16 protein-coding genes and 2 tRNA genes are annotated in these 15,481 nt (G+C 33.2%); 6 read left to right on the top strand and 12 right to left on the bottom strand.

Going from position 1 to position 15,481, the window contains the following annotated elements; all coding sequences use genetic code 11:
* Positions 1-5: 5 nt before the first annotated feature.
* From leuB to CIGNP109_RS04245, 6 genes are read left to right on the top strand one after another with little or no spacing between them, the layout of a single operon-like run.
* Entirely contained in the window at positions 6-1,076 is a 1,071-nt protein-coding gene (leuB, locus tag CIGNP109_RS04270) for a 3-isopropylmalate dehydrogenase (protein WP_086224920.1), read from the top strand.
* Positions 1,073-1,324: a hypothetical protein gene (locus tag CIGNP109_RS04265; RefSeq protein ID WP_086224919.1), complete on the top strand. Its 252-nt coding sequence runs from the start codon at positions 1,073-1,075 to the stop codon at positions 1,322-1,324. The genes leuB and CIGNP109_RS04265 overlap by 4 nt, the downstream gene beginning before the upstream one ends.
* Positions 1,321-1,857, top strand: a complete 537-nt coding sequence (locus CIGNP109_RS04260; RefSeq protein ID WP_086228332.1) for a CiaD-like domain-containing protein — start codon at positions 1,321-1,323, stop codon at positions 1,855-1,857. The genes CIGNP109_RS04265 and CIGNP109_RS04260 overlap by 4 nt, the downstream gene beginning before the upstream one ends.
* Positions 1,817-2,911: a CCA tRNA nucleotidyltransferase gene (locus CIGNP109_RS04255; RefSeq protein ID WP_086228331.1), complete on the top strand. Its 1,095-nt coding sequence runs from the start codon at positions 1,817-1,819 to the stop codon at positions 2,909-2,911. Before CIGNP109_RS04260 ends, CIGNP109_RS04255 begins: the two co-directional genes overlap by 41 nt.
* The gene (locus CIGNP109_RS04250; RefSeq protein ID WP_086228330.1) at positions 2,898-3,743 is read left to right on the top strand and encodes a Ppx/GppA phosphatase family protein; all 846 of its coding nucleotides are present in this window, start codon (positions 2,898-2,900) and stop codon (positions 3,741-3,743) included. The genes CIGNP109_RS04255 and CIGNP109_RS04250 overlap by 14 nt, the downstream gene beginning before the upstream one ends.
* A complete protein-coding gene (locus CIGNP109_RS04245; protein ID WP_086228329.1) occupies positions 3,740-4,183 on the top strand; it encodes a GatB/YqeY domain-containing protein in 444 nt (147 codons plus the stop codon). Before CIGNP109_RS04250 ends, CIGNP109_RS04245 begins: the two co-directional genes overlap by 4 nt.
* Positions 4,184-4,211: 28 nt before the next feature.
* Here the strand turns inward: CIGNP109_RS04245 and CIGNP109_RS04240 are convergent, their stop codons facing one another.
* From CIGNP109_RS04240 to glmM, 12 genes are all read right to left on the bottom strand, one after another.
* Positions 4,212-4,952 carry an SIMPL domain-containing protein gene (locus CIGNP109_RS04240; protein WP_086226029.1) on the bottom strand — a complete coding sequence of 247 codons (741 nt, stop codon included), beginning with the start codon at positions 4,950-4,952 and terminating at the stop codon, positions 4,212-4,214.
* Positions 4,953-5,052: 100 nt separating this feature from the next.
* A complete protein-coding gene (locus tag CIGNP109_RS04235) occupies positions 5,053-6,480 on the bottom strand; it encodes a type I restriction-modification system subunit M (protein ID WP_086228328.1) in 1,428 nt (475 codons plus the stop codon).
* Positions 6,477-7,736: a restriction endonuclease subunit S gene (locus CIGNP109_RS08605; protein ID WP_236847553.1), complete on the bottom strand. Its 1,260-nt coding sequence runs from the start codon at positions 7,734-7,736 to the stop codon at positions 6,477-6,479. The genes CIGNP109_RS04235 and CIGNP109_RS08605 overlap by 4 nt, the downstream gene beginning before the upstream one ends.
* Entirely contained in the window at positions 7,733-9,088 is a 1,356-nt protein-coding gene (locus CIGNP109_RS04220) for a hypothetical protein (protein ID WP_086228327.1), read from the bottom strand. The genes CIGNP109_RS08605 and CIGNP109_RS04220 overlap by 4 nt, the downstream gene beginning before the upstream one ends.
* A gap of 220 nt (positions 9,089-9,308) precedes the next feature.
* Positions 9,309-11,558: a type I restriction endonuclease subunit R gene (locus CIGNP109_RS04215; RefSeq protein ID WP_201789954.1), complete on the bottom strand. Its 2,250-nt coding sequence runs from the start codon at positions 11,556-11,558 to the stop codon at positions 9,309-9,311.
* Between the two features lie 59 nt (positions 11,559-11,617).
* Positions 11,618-12,016, bottom strand: a complete 399-nt coding sequence (locus CIGNP109_RS08525) for a type I restriction endonuclease (protein WP_201789953.1) — start codon at positions 12,014-12,016, stop codon at positions 11,618-11,620.
* Positions 12,017-12,454: 438 nt separating this feature from the next.
* Positions 12,455-12,531: transfer RNA gene (locus tag CIGNP109_RS04210), tRNA-Met, on the bottom strand.
* 11 nt (positions 12,532-12,542) lie between these two features.
* Positions 12,543-12,618, bottom strand: a tRNA-Val gene (locus tag CIGNP109_RS04205).
* A gap of 76 nt (positions 12,619-12,694) precedes the next feature.
* Positions 12,695-13,141, bottom strand: coding sequence for a CopD family protein (locus CIGNP109_RS04200; RefSeq protein WP_086225308.1), 447 nt, complete (start codon positions 13,139-13,141; stop codon positions 12,695-12,697).
* 50 nt (positions 13,142-13,191) lie between these two features.
* Positions 13,192-13,560, bottom strand: a complete 369-nt coding sequence (locus CIGNP109_RS04195) for an NINE protein (protein WP_086228326.1) — start codon at positions 13,558-13,560, stop codon at positions 13,192-13,194.
* Entirely contained in the window at positions 13,560-14,006 is a 447-nt protein-coding gene (lspA, locus tag CIGNP109_RS04190; RefSeq protein ID WP_086228325.1) for a signal peptidase II, read from the bottom strand. Before lspA ends, CIGNP109_RS04195 begins: the two co-directional genes overlap by 1 nt.
* Positions 13,999-15,339 (bottom strand): phosphoglucosamine mutase, encoded by a 1,341-nt coding sequence (gene glmM, locus CIGNP109_RS04185; protein WP_086228324.1) that lies wholly within the window; start codon positions 15,337-15,339, stop codon positions 13,999-14,001. The genes lspA and glmM overlap by 8 nt, the downstream gene beginning before the upstream one ends.
* Between the last annotated feature and the right edge of the window lie 142 nt (positions 15,340-15,481).

The raw sequence follows: 15,481 nt of genomic DNA, 5'->3' as shown, positions 1-15,481 counted from the left end.
TATTTATGAAAAGTTATAATATTTGTGTAATAAAAGGCGATGGAATCGGCCCAGAGATCGCTGATGAGGCTATAAAGGTTCTTGATAGTGTGAGTGCTAAATTTAATTTTGAATTAAATTATGAGTACTATTTGATGGGTGGGGCAGCAATAGATGTCTTTGGTGAGCCTCTTCCTGATGAGACGTTAAATGGTGCTAGAAAGAGCGATGCGGTACTTTTTGGTGCGATTGGTGGTGAGAAATGGGATAATCTACCTAGACATCTTCGCCCAGAGAGTGGGCTATTAAAGCTTAGAAAATCACTAAACGCATATGCAAATTTGCGTCCAGCAATGATATATGATGAGCTTATTAACGCCTCAACATTAAAAGCTGAGGTTATAAAGGGTGTAGATATCTTAGTTGTTAGAGAGCTAACTGGTGGATTATACTTTGGTCAGCCTAGAGAAAAGCTCGAAGATAGAGCCTATAACACAATGACTTATACAGTTAGCGAGATTGAAAGAATTGCTAAAATTGCCTTTGAAGCAGCGATGAAAAGACGTAAAAAAGTTTGTATGGTAGATAAGGCAAATGTACTTGAAACTAGTCAATTATGGCGTGAAGTAACAGCAAAAGTAGCACAAAATTACCCAGATGTAACGCTTGAGTATATGTATGTAGATAATGCAGCTATGCAGCTTGTACGATATCCAACTGGATTTGATGTTATTTTGACTGAAAATTTATTTGGAGATATTTTAAGCGATGAGGCTAGTATGGTTTGTGGCTCTATTGGTCTTCTTCCAAGTGCTTCAATGGGTGGTGATGTAGGAATCTATGAGCCAATCCATGGAAGTGCTCCAGACATAGCTGGACAAGGTATTGCTAATCCTATAGCTATGATTCTTTCAGCTGCAATGATGTTAAGATATGCCTTAGGCGAAAATGAAGCAGCAAACTGCATAGAAAACGCTATAAAAGCTGTATTAAAAGATGGCTATAGAACCAAAGATATCGCTAAATTTGACGCAGTTGAGATCTGTACAACTAGTGAAATCGGCTCAATTATTAGTGACTATATCAAAAAACAATGAGAGGCACAATTACAGAGGCTCTGATTTACGAAAATCAAGGGCTAAGAGATGAGGCTCTAGAGGTTTATAAAAATATTTTAATGCGTGATCCAAACAATCAAGAAGCACGCTCAGCTATTAGACGGCTAAGTGGTCTAAAGCGCAAAAATGGCGAGACAAATGAACAGATGCTAGAGTTTTATCTAAATTTAAAAGAAAACGATGATGCTGGTATAAGAGAATTTAAAAGGTGGTTGATAAAGATATGAGATTAGAAGATATTGCCAAGCTTACTATTGATGAGGTAAATGCTCAACTACAAGGCACAAGCAGTGCTGTGGCTAAAAATGGCTTTATCGTTGAAGAAGCAAGCGATAATGATGAATCTAATGAGTTAAGGCGTGAGTTTGATTTTAATCAAGAACCTCGTCAAACTATGCAGCCTCAGTTTAAAGCTCAAACTATAGCGCAAAAAGAGGCTGCTAAGAAAAATGCTATGGAGATAAAGGAGATGCTAGCTTCTAGAGTCGCATCTATGGATACTTCAGAACCATTAAGATCAAGACCGCAGCCAAAGCCGCAACTCCAACCACAAGCCCAGACAAGACCACAAGCACAAAAAAATCTTGGATCAAGCGAGATGTTATATCTACAAGGGCTAAAAGAGAGAATTGGCGTGCTATTTGAGGGGCTAAATAGCGCTGATAGTAGCAATAGGGAATTTAGGATGGATATGACGATTAAATTTTTGGAATTTATGCTTGCTAGTATCGACAATAGGCTATCAAATCTCTCAAAATAGCGATTTTGACGAACTTAAAAAATTACTTTTAAACCATACAAAACGAGCCTACTTAGTTGGCGGATCGGTGCGTGATGCTATACTAGGAATTGGCTCAAAAGATTATGATATTGAGATTTACGATATTACGCCAGATAAATTTGATGCCCTGATGCAAGAGTGTGGTGCTGTAGGTGTGGGTAAGAGCTATTTTGTCTATAAGTTAAAAAACTATGATCTAAGTTTACCACGAACTGAATCTAAAAGCGGATATGGTCATAAGGGTTTTAGTGTAGAGTATTGCAATGATGAACGCATAGCTAGCGCACGCAGAGATTTTACAATAAATTCAATTATGGTAAATATATTTAGCGGTGAGGTATTGGATTTTTGGGGTGGCGTGAGTGATTTAATGGCTAAAAGATTAAGAGTTACTAACCCTAAAACTTTTAGCGATGATAGTTTACGAGTACTTCGTGGAGTTCAGTTTGCTGCTAGATTTGATTTGGTTTGTAATAGCGATAGTCTTAAGATTATGCAAAAAATAGATATAAGCGATTTAAGTGCTAACCGCATATATTTAGAGCTTGAAAAGTTTTTTATAGCTAAATTTAAAAGACATGCAATGGAGTTACTTAGTGAGCTTGGGCTAGATTTAAAGCTTTTTGGCGTGGAGTTTGATGAGCGATTTATACAACAAATTTCAAATAAAATTCACACTCACAAGGCTTCATTTTTATACCATTTAATTAACTATTACGCTATTGATGGCAAATCTCTTATCTCTAGACTTGCTTTGCCAAATTGCTATTCTATATCTTATAAACAGCCATTTTTAAGGCGAGTAAGTAAATTTGAACTACTTAAAATCGCCCTTGATATGCCGCTTTGTCAGTGGCTTGGACTTGATAGCAAGGCTAGGATTAAGATGGCAAAGGATTTAGGAATTTATGATTGTAAATTCTCACCGCATATTGATACCACCAGTATCAAGGCGACTGGCAAAGCGTATGGCGATGAGCTAAAACGACTTAAAATAGGGGCTATAAAGGATTATTTAAATGATTGCAATTGATCTTGGAAGCAACACGATTAGAGCCTGTAAAATGCGTAGATTGGGTAGTGGGAATTTTGAGTGCGTTTATAGCTTTGAGCGGATAGTTGGTTCAGCTCGTGGGCTAAGCCATACTGGATTAGCCACAGATGCTATGGAGCGCATTAGAACAGCAGTGGCTCAGCTTTGTACTGAGACGTCATTTAGCTCTAGTATAGCAGTAGCGACTGAGGCTTTTAGACAAGCGTCAAATTCTAGCGAATTTTTTAGGGATATTAGAGCTGAATTTGGTATTGAATTTAATATTATTAGTGGTGAAGTTGAAGCATATTTAACCCGTTTAGGTGTAGAAAATCGTGCTAAAATTTTAAATCTTAATCTAAAAGATTCTCTTTTAATCGATCTTGGTGGAGCTAGTACAGAGATTAGTTTTGGCGAGATAAGTCGTAGTTTTAGCTTTGGGATTATCACAGCCTTAGAGAGCAATAAGAGGGCTGAGATATCAATAGCTATAGAGTTTATTAAGCAGTTTAAATTTAACAATATTATTTTAACTTCTGGCGTACCTACAACAGTCGCAGCGCTTAAGCAAGGGTTAAATTATGCTAATTATAGAGCAGATTTGATAAATGGAGTGCAGATTAAAAATACAGATTTAAACTGGGCGGCAAATTTGCTAAAAACTACACCAAATAAAGATGAGCTAGTAGGTAAAAATCGTGCCGATTTGATTGTTAAAGGGTGTGAGATTTTATCAAATTTAGTAGGGTTTAGCCCGTGTATAGTGATTGATGATGGTTTGCGAGAGGGTCTTTTTATAGCAAAAAAATTAAATTTAAAGGAGATAAAATGAGCGTAAAAGCACAAATTTTAAATGATATAAAAGCAGCGATGAAAGCTGGAAATAGTTTTGAGAGAGATACCTTGCGTATGATAAACTCGGCATTTAAGCAGATTGAAGTTGATGAGAGAGTGGAGCTAGATGATGCTAGAATCTTTACAATTTTACAAAGCGAGATTAAGCGTCGCAATGAATCAGCCACGCAGTATAAAAACGGCGGTAGAGATGACCTAGCCCAAAAAGAACTAGGCGAGATAGAGATAATCTCTAGATATCTACCAAAACAGCTTAGCGATGACGAATTAAATACTAAAATATCCGAGCTGATAGCGCAAAATAACTTAAATGGGATTAAGGATTTAGGTGCATTGATGAAGTTAGCCAAAGAGTCCATCGGCTCAGCATGCGATGGTAAGCGTATGAGCGAAGCGGCTAAAAAGGCACTTTCATAATTTAAATTTGCCCCATTTAGGGGCTTTATTATTTGCAGTTATATGTGGCTGTTGCCGATAGGGTTTGGGTATGTTTGGACTCTATTGGCGTTTGGGTTGATTTTAGGTTTGCATATACTGCTGGGTGGCTAGTTCCGGTAAAATCAACGCTATTTAATACACAATTTTTACCAAGCTCATTTGAGTAAAGCTGTGCTTTTTGCATAGCGTTATTTAATACTTTAATGTGTAGTAGCTCGTTATTTTGTGTTGATATGGCATCTGATACTGATGGAGTTATGGCTGGTAGATTAATGCTTATAAACTCATTGTTTTTTAATAGCGTATTTAATTGAGTAATTAAGTTATCATATTTATCAATGCTATTTTTATCAAATTTACATCCAATATCAAAGTTTATAAGCTGTCCGGTGATGATTCTAGCACCATCATTGTAGCTATAGCTTGGATTTATTGAGTAGGTAGAAGCTTTACAAATTTGACTATCTTTGGCTAATTTTAACGCCTTATCAAGTGTAGCAGTGATAATTTCTAGCTCATTTGGAGCTATTTGGTCTTTGGTACGCAAAGCATTTGTAGATTCTAAGCTAATATTTGCACTAAATTGATCTGGAATAAACTCCACGCTCTGTGTAATTGTGCGATTAAATTTAAGCTCTTTATCGCTAAACTGATTTTGAGATAAAAACTTAGCATCAAATACCACACCAGCGATGAATACTATAAGCACAGCCAAAGCAAAAAGCGACTTAAAAAGAAGATTTAACATATTTATCCTTATTTTTAAAATGATTTAGTATTTTACAACAGATAATATAATGCTAAGTAAAGAGCTAAAAAGTTAAAATTTGCTCTTTACTCTATTATTTTTAAACCTTAATCTGCTCAAGCTCACCCAGTGCCGCAGCGATATCTGCTTTTATCTCTTCTAATATCTCATCTGGAGTTGCTATATTTTCGCTATTTATTACGCTTTGTTCTTTTATCCACGATATATCGAGGTTTGTTTTATCTCGCTTTAATATCTCATCTATGCTAAAACACTTAAATCTCTCACTTTGTTTTCTTTGAGCTAGATTATCGCCATAGCATTGGATAAAATCAGCCAAACTCTCATCATTTAGTGGATTTTCTACAAGAGTAAAATTTTGATTTGTCCTTAGATCATATACCCATACTTGAGTAGTTTTAGGCTCATTACTTGGAGTTAATTTATCAAAAAATAGCACATTTGCCTTTACTCCTTGTGCGTAAAAAATCCCAGTAGGCAGACGCAAAATCGTATGTAGATTAAAATCCTTTAAAAGTCGTTGCCTCACTTTCTCGCCAGCTCCGCCCTCAAATAGCACATTATCAGGTAGTATAGCAGCTGCTTTACCACCAATTTTTAACACGCTCATTATATGTTGCAAAAAGTTTATCTGTTTATTAGAAGTGCTTACTATGAAATCATCTCTTTCATAGCTTTCGCTTTGAGTATTTACGCTGCCATCATCACCCATAATTTTGGTAGATGATTTTTTGCCAAAAGGTGGATTTGTCAGTATCATATCGTATCTTTGATCGCCTAGACTTAAAAGGCTATCGCTTGTTTTTACTGGACTCTCATCACCGCCTATATCATGTAAATATAAATTCATCGCACATAGACTAGTAACTAGTGGTGAAATATCGGTGCCACTTAGTGCTTTTGTTTTTAGATTTTCTAGCTTGGTTTTATCTTTGCTACTAGCTCTCATATACTCATACGCTTCTAGCAAAAATCCGCCAGTTCCACACGCTGGGTCATTGATACTCATACCAATTTGTGGCTTCATTACGCTTACTATGGCTTTGATTATTGCTCTTGGGGTAAAATATTGTCCCGCTCCGCCTTTGGTTTCGGTGGCGTTTTTTTGTAATAACCCTTCATAAATCGCCCCTTTGACATCTACATCTAAGCCTAGCCAAATTTCATTATCTATTAAGCTTACTAGCCGTTTTAGTTTGGCTGGTTCGTTGATTTTGTTTTGAGCTTTTTGGTATATAGTGCCTACTATACCACTTTGCTTTGATAGAGTGTTTAGGGCATTGGTGTAAGCAGTTTCTAGCTCACTTCCATCTAAATTTGACAAATTTTGCCATTTACAATGAGAAGGCAAAAGCGACGCAACGCCCAAAAATTTCTCTCTCTCATCATCCATTTTTAAAAATAGCAAATAGGTAATTTGACTTACATAATCTGTATAGCTAACTCCACTATCTCTTAATATACTAGCGTAATTCCATACCTTGCCTATTAACGCACTTTCGCTCATATTTCACTCCTTAACTCTCCACTAAATGCTTTTTTTAATATACTTTGTTTTAAGTTTTTAGCATTTTGAATGCTTTTATCTATCAAATTTAGAGTTTTATCCACTATTGCAAATCTCCTATCTATCTCAGCCACTATTAAATTTTGTTCTGTTAAATTTGGCAAAGGAATTTCAAGCTGTTTTAATTCTGAAACACTAGCTATATTCTTTATAGCTGTACCTATTGTTTTTTCAAGTATTAAATTTTGAAATTTATTAGAATTAAAATAATGAATAAAAAAAGAATTTAAAATTTGCTTTTGATCTAATTTTATTTTTAATAAAGCTTGATTTATTATCCCTATTTCTGTATTTTTCGGTAGTTCTAAAATTTTTCCTAATGTTCCAGAGCAACTAATCAATAAATCACCAGCACTTGCTTTAAATGCTTCAAGTTCTTTAAATTTTTCTTTTGTTATAAAATATCGTTTCCAATGCGGATCTGAATTTATAGGATTATATTGTTCAAAAACCCTTATACCATTATCAACAAAAAATTCTTTTTTTAAAGCACTTCCAAAGGGACCTCGCTTCATCGAGTATTTTTCTTTTGAAATAATTTCCCCCAGTTTTTTGACTTCCCAGTGAGTAGGTGAAGTGCTAGGTAGCAAATCGCCATTAAACGCAGATTTAAGCACGCTTTGTTTATAAAGTTTTAGATTTTCTTTTGCATTTATTAGATTGGTTATAGCATTTTCAATTTTTGCAAAACTATCATCTAACTTATCCGCAATAGCCTTTTGCTCTGATAATGGTGGAAGTGGGATTTCAAAATTTTCTAAAAAATTGATTTGTAAATTTTTTACAGTTGAGCCAACAGCCAAATTTGAAAGTTTTGAATATGTATCGCTACTACTAAAAAAATAAAAAACATAATCCTTTGAAATTTGAATTTTTGGTTCAAAAATCAACCAACCATCATGAACAGCCCCATTTATTTTAGAAATATATGGTCTGCCAAAACTCATTGAATTTGTTAAAAGCAAATCTCCTGCTTTGACGGCTCTACTTTTTTTTAATCCACTTGCTAAAATTTTTTGTTTTGTATGTGTAATATATTTTGAACCAGTTTCAATATCACCGATTTTTATCCAATTTATTCCATTTTTATCATCTGTTAAATAGCTTTTAATAGGGCGTGGAGAACCACCACGAACAATATTGAAAATTTCCCCCAGTTTTTTGACTTCCCAGCCTTTTGGTATTTTATTCATCATTTTGCACTACTTCTAAATTTATCAATTATAATATCTTTTAATTCTTGTGGTAATTCTTTAAAATTTTTAATTAAACTATCAATACCTATTGTTTTATTATTTTGTGTTTTATCCATAAAATCACTTGGATTTTTTGAGATTATATCTATTGCCGATGACATAAGTTTAATAAGTAGCTCTTGATTTTCTTCGTTTAAATTTTGAATTTGATCTTTATAGCTTGCATATGAGCTAGTAACAGCTACTTTGTGTGCGTATTCTTGATATAATCTAGCTGCTTCTTTGCGTCTATTTGAGCAAAAAACTGCAAGCCAAATAATAGGCAATGAAATTACAAATTTACCAATAAAGCTAAATAATGCAACATTAAATGCATTTGTATCTACCATATTTGCTAATAATACTTTAATGTCTTCTAAAGTCCAAATAGATAATCCGATTAATGTAATTACACATATAATAAAGCCACCATTCCAAAATTTAATAATTATACCTATATCCTTTTTTTCTTCTTGATAAGAAGCTGAAAGACTGGCATTTGTAGCTTTTTCGTGTAGCCCTTTTATCATTTTATCATATTCATCGTGCTTAGCTTTCATTTTATCGTCATATTCTTTAAGCTCTGCAAACATCGTATCTAAGTGCTGTTCTAATCCGCCACTTCTTTTGTCATCATCACCCTTTTCACCAAAAATTTTTACATAGAATTTACTTATCTCATCTATTTTATTTGAATTTTCAGCTATTAGCTCTTTTGTGTTTTTAACATCGTTTGAAAGAGTAGTTATATAATTTTCTATTTCTTGCTCTATTGATAATTCGCTATTTTCTTGTTTTTCAAATAATGCTATTTGATAAGATTCAATATCTTCGTAGTACTGGTCTAACTTTTCTTTACTTGCTAAAATTTTAACTTTTAGCTCCTCTATTTCTTGATTATTTTCTTCTATTTGATTAGCATCAGTTTGAACTTTGTCTAAATCAACATTATTTAAAGCATTTCTTATAGCATTATCGTAGCTTGAAACCATTTCAGATATAGTTTCACGAGCTTGATTTTTAGGTATATATACATTTGAATACTGAGCTAGAACTTTTAAGCACGTATTGCATTTAGTGTTAAAATCTCTATAGTTATTAATCATGTAATTTATCTTATCGATTTCTTGATAAAATTCATAAGGCAGTAAATCCTGATCTAAATTTTTTATATATCCTTCTATATATTTAAGAATTTTCTTTGAGCGTGCAAAATCTTGAAGTTCGTCTTGCGGAATAGTGCTTTCATCAAAGTTATTAAGCCATTCTCTCATTTGGTTTATTAAATTAGTAAAATTATCTAAACTTGTCATAAAATTATCCTTTTAACTTTTATATTTTACTATATATTGAATAAAATTTTTAAAATTAATGTATAAATTAATGATTTTATACTATCATTACACCAGCTCAACTACCAGTGGTAGAAAGAGGTGGCTAGAAGTCGCCGTAGTACTTCACCATATCGGGGGATATTCCCCCGTAATCAAAACCACTCGCAATGCAGAAAATTTTATATATCATTTATTTCCTTTACGCCACTAAGGCTTGATTTAATTCTATTAGTAAATTCTCAAAGTTGTCAAAAAGCGTTCTAGCTTTTAAAATCCCACCCTTATCACTCAAAAAGCTCTGTATGTCTGCTAAATCAAGATAAGAATTGCTTATTATATACTCTTTTATAAGCTCTAAAAATTCGTTTTGTTTTTCATTAAATATTATACCCTTGTTCTTTTGCCTACCTTTCCATAGTTCAAATCTAGAATTTGCTATGCTGCTAAACTCCCTAAGCTCATCATCAAAACCTAGAGCAAATTTGACTAATTGTATGATATTTGTAAGACACCCCACAATACTTTTGGCGTTATTTTTCACTTTGTCTGGTTTGATTAAAGCGTAAGAATTCCATATTTGAAAACTATCTAGATTGTTAGATTTTAGCTTGTCGTTTAGTTCGTTTATTAACTCATAAGTAAGTTTTCTATTTTTATAATCTTTATTATAGATTATGCTTAGAGCCGTGATCTCATCTTTATTTTCATTGATAAAATCATTAAAATTTGCGATTATTTCATTTGCTTTGTTTTTATTGAATTCCGCATTTATCACACTATCTGGCGAAATATCATCTATATAGAGTTTTGATTTTTGCGATAGATCTAGTAACATTTTACGAAATATAGGCTTATTAAATGGTTTTAAAACTTCATCTTTTTTGGCTATGATTTCATCATTGTTTAAGTTTTGTGTAAGATCTACATCTAAGGTATCTAAAATATCGCTAGCGAGTTGCCCTAGTGTTTTTGAATCTAGTATTTTTGAAATTTGAGTTTTGTCATCATCGCTGATATTGGCTTCTATTCGCACTAGGCGTCCAGCAAGGCTAGAGAGCGTATCATCGCTAGTATCGCCATTAGCAACATTTTCTAAGATTTTAGCTAGACTTATACCTTTTTTGCGTTCAAGTGGTGCTGAAATTGTTTTTTTGCTTTCGCTTACACCTACGGCATCTATGAGATAGAATTTATCTTTGCTTTTAGCATTTGGTGTGATAGTTTGTAAATCATTAGGATTTATGGTGCGAACGCCTCTACCCTTCATCTGTTCGTAATACAAAGATGACTTTACATCACGCATAAAAATCACTACTTCAAGTGGCTTAATATCTGTACCTGTAGCTATCATATCTACAGTAACTGCTATGCGAAAAGTCGGGTCTGTTTTAAAGGCTTTTATTAGCTCTTCTGGTTTTGCGTTACCGATATTATATGTAATTTTTTTGCAAAAATCATTACCTTGCCCAAAAACTTCTCTAGTTATGCGAGTGATATTTTCAGCGTGATTATCATCTTTAGCAAATATAAGAGTTTTTGGTACAAAGCTATGCTCACGCTCTGGATAAAGCTCGGTAAAAATAGCTTTCTTGTAACATTCTAAAATAGTTTGAATTTGATTTATAGATACTACGGAGCGATCTAGGTCTGTTTTTTGATATTCTAAATTTTCATCTAGGCTTTCATAGTATTTTAATCTAGTTTTTTTGTCCATTACAGGCACTAAAAAGCCTTTTTGGATAGTGTTTCCGTATTCGCTGATTTGAGTTTTGATGCGAAAAATTTCACAATCAACATTTATACCATCTATTATAGAGCGCTCTAGCGGGTATTGACTAACTAAATTCGCACTAAAATATCCTAAAGTCTGCTTAGATGGAGTAGCAGTAAGTCCGATGATAAAGGCGTCAAAATACTCTAAAACCTGTCGCCACTCGCCATAAATACTTCTATGGCATTCATCAACTACGATAAAATCAAAACTCTCAATAGGGATATTTGGATTATAGCTTACTATTCGTTCGCTCTTATTTTCGCTTTTATAGTTTTCATAGGCTGAAATTTCTTCATCTTTTTCATCATAGTATTCATCGCCACTAAGCATAGAATACATACGCTGAATAGTGGTGATAACGACTTTTGCATCTTTATCTATGGTATTTGTATTAAGATGTTGAGTTATATAAACTTCACTAAATTTGCGATTTTCATCATTTAGGTGAAAATTTTCAAATTCATTTTTGGTTTGTTTGCCAAGATTGTTTCTATCTACCAAAAATAACACCCTTTTTGCACCAGCAAATTTAATAAGGCGATAGATAAAATTACATGCTGTAAAAGTTTTGCCAGAGCCGGTTGCCATTTGGATTAAGGCTCTTGGTTTATAATTTTTAAGGGAGTTTTCTAGCGAATTTATGGCATCAAATTGACACTTTCTAAGGTTTGCCATTTGTAGGCTCGGCATAGATGAAATTCTATTTCTTAAAGTATCTTCTCTTAGAATTTTTGCTAAAAATCAGGGCGATAGAATGCAAAAATTCGTCTAGAACGGCTTTTTTTATCACGCAAATCAGTAAAATAAATCTCAACACCATTGCTTTCAAATAAAAATGGCAACTCATTATCCATATGAGTGCGGACATTTGTAGGTAAATTTTTAGCATAATGACGCGATTGATTTTCTACACCGCTTAGACTAAGACCAGCTTTTTTAGCTTCTATAACGCCGCAAGCTTTGCCATCTATAAAGATAAGATAATCGGCAAAACTACCATCACTCATAGCAAACTCACGAACTACAACCCCACGATTTGCAGTGCGATCAAACTCATCTCTATTTTGTACGATAAACCCAGCTTTAACAAGTAAGGTATCTATATTTTGTCTAGATTTTTGCTCTGGTGTCATTTAAATTTCCTATAAATTTAACTTAACTCAATAGAGTTTTTAGTTTTTATTTTGCAATAGTTCTTATTAATTTTAATAAACTTTGATAGATATTTTTTATTTTTTTGAATATAAATTCACGCTTTACTTTGCAATGCTAAGTGCGATAAATTATCTCTTTTTATACCTTTAAACTTGCTTAATTTATATTTAATACAATTTTAAAAAAGTTTTAAGTTTTATTGTAGCTATAATTATTAAAAATTTATTTACACCTTTTTATATACAGTTATATTGCTCACAGCAAATTTGCGATAAAGCCAATAAATATAAGATTGCTTTACTTCGTTAGCATTAAATTAAAATAATTGAAATAAGGCGATAGCAAAAACTTAAAAGCTAGTTAAATATGGTTTAAAGTGTGTTTAAAATATTTAAAAAAGTGTTAAAGAGTGATATTGGTGCCTAGGGGGAGACTTGAACTCCCGACCTCCGGCTTATGAGACCAGCGCTCTAACCAGCTGAGCTACCGAGGCACAAAGGATTATGGTGGCTCTAACAGGACTTGAACCTGTGACCCCCACCATGTCAAGGTGATGCTCTACCAACTGAGCTATAGAACCTTTTTGGCTAAAAAGAATAGAATTATACAAATTCAAGCCTTAAATTTGAATAAATTTTTGGGCTTGAATTTAAAATTTATACCAAATTTGCCTTTACAAGCATAGCATATAGGATAACAAACATTATAATTGTAGGGACTTCATTATACATTCTAAAGAATTTACCACTTTTTGTGCAGCGATTTTCTTTAAATTGTTTCATAAAATATCCTAAACTAAAATGATAAATCACTAAAATTACTACACAAAGTAATTTCATATGAAAATATCCTTGCTTCATTAGTTCAGGTTTAGCGCCAATTAAAATAAATAATCCTGAAGCTATCGTAATAATCATCGCAATCCATCCAATTCCATGAAATAGTTTGGATTCTTGAATTTTTACAACATCACAAAAGCCGTTATTTGCGATATGTTCAGCATGATAGACAAATAGTCTAGGCAGATAAAAAAGCATCGCCATCCACGATATAAAAGCAGCATAGTGCAACCATTTTAACCATAAATAGGTTTGAAATTCCATATTTTCTCCTTAAATTTTTTGCAAGTTTAGCATATGATTTATAAATGAATTTAAATATTTTTTAAAATTATATCTTTTTGCCTTAGATACTCTTCGTAATTTATAGCACCACTTTTGTAAAGCTCGTAAAGTTTTTCTATATTTTCTAAATTTTTAATATCACTAATACTATGCTGCAATGCGTTTATCTCGTTTATTTTTACCACCCAGCTATGAAGCAAAAAAGCATCAATTAGCCACCATATTAGCCAAAATCCTAAAAATATATAGCCAATTAAAAATATTGTCGTAGCACTTCCAATCCAAAATAGTGTTAACTGCATAACTCCGCTTAAAAACTTTCCGCAGTAAATTCTATGAGCGCTAAAAGCTGATAGAAAAAACCATAACAGATAGGCTATGTAGATATTTCGTCCCATTATTTTGCCTTTTTTTGGATTAAGGTTTGTAGCAAGATTATAGCTACGCCTAAATTTATCATTATATCAGCAAAGTTAAACACAGCAAACTCAAACCACTTATGCCAAAATATATAATCGACTACGCCTGGATGTATGAATCTATCAAAAATATTAGAACATCCACTGCCTAAAATCAAACCAAAAGCCGCTGTGTGCGACTTTAAAAGCTCTTTTTGTTTAATTAAATAAATAGCTAAAAGTGCGATTAATGCAATCTGAAGATATTTTAAATTTCCTTCTAAAAACGCTAACATTGAAAATGCAACGCCTTTATTGTAAACTAGCACTAGATCAATAAAATCGCTTTGCCATCTAAAGCCTTGTAAAAATAGCCATTTGATTAGCTGGTCAGTTGCAAAAATGATAGCAAAATAGCCTAAAAATTGTAAAAATACCTTATTCATTTAATGCTTTTAAAAAGAATTTTTCTACCTCTTCCATCTTTTGAGCGACTAGATTTTCATCCTTGCCCTCTAAGAGTAGTCTAATTAAGTTCTCTGTACCAGAGTAGCGAAATAGTGATCTAATATGGAGTTTTTCTAGTTCGGATTCAAGCTCTTTTATTCCGCTGATTTGATCAAGTGGGCGTTTTTGTACTATTTTTAAATTTGTTAATTTTTGTGGATATGGTTTGATTTTTCCAAATATTTCACTAGCTTTTTTACCACTTTTTAATAAGCATGCACTAACTTGAAGTGCTGAGACTAATCCATCTCCGGTTTTAGAAAAGTCGCTAAATATGATATGGCCGCTTTGTTCGCCTCCAAAGTTTATCCCATGTTCTTTCATCATCTCTAAGACATATTTATCGCCAACATTTGAGCGTTTTAGGGCAATTTTGTGTTTGCTTAAGTAATCATCTAAAGCAGCATTGCTCATCACAGTTGTTACTATTGCTTTTTTGCTTAGCATATTGTTATCATCTAAATAGCTAGCCAATACCCCAAGAAGCGCATCACCATCGACTACTGTACCTTTTTCATCTACTACAACTAGCCTATCAGCATCTCCATCAAATGCAAATCCTATATCAGCTCTAAGTCTTTTAACCTCAGTAGCAAGACTCTCAGGATGCAAAGCGCCGCAATTTTCATTAATATTTGAACCATTTGGTTCATCATTTAAAACTATTATTTCAGCGCCTAATTCGCTAAATACTGTCGGAGCAACTTTATAGGCTGCACCATTTGCTACATCTAGGACAACTCTTAACCCTTTTAAGGTTAGCTCTTTTGGAAAGGAGTTTTTAATATGTACGATATAGCGACCTATTACATCGTCTATTCTTTTGGCGCTTCCGATATCTAGGCCAGTTTTTTGATTGTGTTGGATTAAATCTAGATTAAAGTAAATTTCTTCAATCTCTCTTTCATCGGCTTCAGCTAGTTTATTGCCACTCCCATCAAAAAATTTAATTCCATTATCAAAAAATGGATTGTGACTCGCACTTATCATAATTCCAGCATCACAACGCATATCTTCAGTTAAAAATGCAATAGCAGGAGTTGGCATTGGGCCAATTTGCACTACATCATAGCCAACTGCTGTAAGTCCTGCTACTATAGCAGTTTCTATCATATAGCCACTTTTTCTTGTATCTTTTCCTACTAGAATTTTATTAGTTTTAGAGTGCGCTCTAAAGTAAATTCCAGCAGCCATCGCTAGGCGCATAGCAGTCATTGCATCGAGCTTTTTACCTGCTAATCCTCTTACTCCATCAGTTCCAAATAGCTTCATATCATCCTCATAAATTTGTAAATTTAATCGCATTTTAGCTAAAAATGTTAAACTAACAAAAATAGTGCTAGAGTTGGCTATTTTACTATATTAAAAGATACTTAAATTCAGTTTTAATTAATAATATTTTGGTATAATTCCG

Source organism: Campylobacter sp. P0109 (assembly GCF_002138755.1).
In the GTDB taxonomy this organism is placed as follows: Bacteria; Campylobacterota; Campylobacteria; order Campylobacterales; family Campylobacteraceae; genus Campylobacter; species Campylobacter devanensis.
The sequence above is the reverse complement of the archived record's forward strand: the minus strand, read 5'-3'. Positions and strand labels throughout refer to the sequence as shown.